The sequence below is a fragment of the Haloferax sp. s1 genome (genome assembly GCF_058382125.1).
This window is the reverse complement of sequence record NZ_JBZRPK010000279.1, coordinates 1-2661: the sequence shown is the minus strand read 5'-3', so window position 1 is coordinate 2661 and position 2661 is coordinate 1. Positions and strand designations below refer to the sequence as shown.

Annotated in this window: 2 protein-coding genes; one reads left to right on the top strand and one right to left on the bottom strand. The window is 63.5% G+C overall.

The genetic code is table 11. From position 1 onward, the window contains the following. Positions 1-1509: AAA family ATPase (locus tag QT222_RS02855; RefSeq protein WP_491476241.1), on the bottom strand; the 1509-nt coding region annotated here is incomplete at its 3' end. Positions 1510-1703: 194 nt separating this feature from the next. On the opposite strand from QT222_RS02855, the gene larC reads away from it, so the two are divergent. Further along, positions 1704-2661, top strand: a 958-nt coding sequence (gene larC, locus QT222_RS02850) for a nickel pincer cofactor biosynthesis protein LarC (RefSeq protein ID WP_491476240.1), incomplete at its 3' end; no start/stop codon positions are given.

Here is a 2661-nt window from a genome sequence, read left to right as displayed (position 1 = left end):
CGCGTAGAGGAGCACCTCTTTCGGTGCCGCGAATCCCATTCGGTTGAACTTCTCCGGCGTGGTCAACGGCCACTCGACACTCTCTTTGGCCTTCTGTTTGGGTGCTTCGAGTCCGCCGACGTCTTTCCACGTGACCTTCGGAATCTCGACGAGCACCTCACGCATCGCCGAGGGTTCGACCTCGCCGAGCGCGCCGCCGAAGTCGTCGTTCTTGACGACCATCCGGTCGATAAGACTCGGCGGGATGTCCTCCCGGTCGAGGTCGATTTCGGGCAAGTACCGCCGCAGCGCCTTCATCGCGGCCTCCTTGGTCAACGCCTCGATGTCGGCACCGACGAAGCCGTGAGTGTCGTCCGCGAGGTTATTGAGGTCCACATCGTCCGAAAGCGGCATGCCGCGGGTGTGAATCTGGAGAATCTCCTTGCGGCCTTCCTCGTCGGGGACGCCGATTTCGATTTCGCGGTCGAACCGACCGGGACGACGAAGCGCGGGGTCGACGGAGTCGACGCGGTTCGTCGCCGCGATGACGATAACCTGTCCGCGCGCTTCGAGCCCGTCCATCATCGTCAGGAGTTGGGCAACGACGCGGCGTTCGACCTCGCCGGTCACGTCCTCACGCTTCGGCGCGATGGAGTCGAGTTCGTCGATGAAGATGATGCTCGGCGACTCCTCTTTGGCGTCCTCGAATATCTCGCGGAGTTGCTGTTCGGATTCACCGTAGTACTTCGAGATGATTTCCGGGCCAGCGATAGAGAAGAAACTCGCCGAGGTCTCGTTTGCGACCGCGCGGGCGAGAAGCGTCTTCCCGGTCCCCGGCGGGCCGTGAAGCAGCACCCCTTGCGGCGGCTCGATGCCGAGTTTCTGGAATATCTGGGGGTGCTTCATCGGCAGTTCGACCATCTCGCGGACGCGCTGAATCTCGTTGGTCAGCCCACCGATATCCTCGTACGTAATTCCGCTTCCGGTCTTCTCGAAGCCTGAAATCGGCTCCTCGCGGAGTTCGACGTCGGTATCCTCGGTGACGAGGACAACGCCCTCGGGCTTCGTCTCGACGCCGATAAGCGGAATCGCCTGTCCGGGCGACCGCATGAATGGGTGGTTCGTACTCGACATCACCGGAACGATGTCGCGTTCGACCACCGGTCGCTTGAGAATCTGCCGTTTGACCATGCCGGCCGCATCGGACCCGAACTGGACACTCGCCTCTTCGGGCGGTGCCAACACGAGTTTGTCAGCCTTCTTGGCCTCTGCTTTGCGGATTGTCACCCGTTCGCCGATGCTCACGTCGGCGTTCTGCCGCGTGAACCCGTCGATACGGACGGTATCCGTGTTCCAGTCCTGCCGGTCTGCCCGCCACACCTTCGCGGCGGTCGTTTTCCCTCCCTCTATCTCGATGATGTCTCCCGGCGAGAGCTTGAGATGGAGCAAGGTGTCCGGATCAAGACGGGCGATACCGCGCCCCGAGTCGTTCGGGTACGCTTTCGCCACTTCGAGTTGGACTTCGTTCATGATTACCTCGCGGGGATGCTGATACCTGTGAGAGGCCATCGGATAAGTCCTTCCCCGGTCGGTCCGGGGTCGAGCCTTCTCGTAGTCACAGCCTACCTCGAACTATGGCGGGTGGCTACTAATCCCTACCGACTACGCAGGGTTTGATACGGCGATGGCTGTCGTTTTTATCCTCGGGCACGAGGGGTACAGGTATGCGACTGCTCACGTTCGACGGCCGGATGGGTGCCAGCGGTGACATGCTCCTCGGAGCACTCGTCGCCGCCGGTGCCGACCCGTCCGTTCTCGACCCCGTCGAAGACGCGCTCGACGTGACCTACCGAATCCACGAGGTGGACAAAAACGGTATTATGGCGACGAAAGTCGATGTCCTCCTCGCGGAGACCGACGGCGGCGGCCCGCACGGCGAGGGTCACGACGAGCACGACGAAGACGACGAACCGCGTCAGCACCGACTGCGAGGGAGTCTATCTGCTGGCCACGGGCACACGCACTCGCACCACCAGCACGACCATTCGCACCACGACCATTCGCACCACGACCATTCGCACCACGACCATTCGCACCACGACCATTCGCACCACGACCACACACACGCCGAGGGCCACGGTCCACACCGAACGTACCCAGAAGTGGTCGAACTCGTCGAATCGATGGACCTTCCGGCGGACGTCGTCGAAGACGCGACAGCTATCTTCCGCATTCTCGGCGAGGCCGAGGCCGAGGTTCACGGGACCGACCTCGACGAAACCCACTTCCACGAAGTCGGTGCGGACGACGCCATCGCCGATGTGGTCGGGGTGTGTCTGCTTCTCTCCGACCTCGATATCGACCGCGTCGTGACCGGCCCCGTCGCAGTCGGCGGCGGCGAAGCCGAGATGAGCCACGGCACGTACCCCGTCCCGGCCCCTGCGGTCCTCAACGTCACCAAACAGGCCGACTGGTCGATTCGCGGCGGCCCCGTCGAGGCCGAACTGCTCACCCCGACGGGTGCGGCCATCCTCGCGCACATCGCCGACGGCGTCGAAACGCTCCCGTCGGTGTCGGTCGAGGCATCCGGCTACGGGGCCGGTGGCTGGGACTTCCCGGACCACCCGCACGTCCTCCGTGCCATCGTCGGCGACGGCGGCTCTCGACTCGTCCGCGACGAAA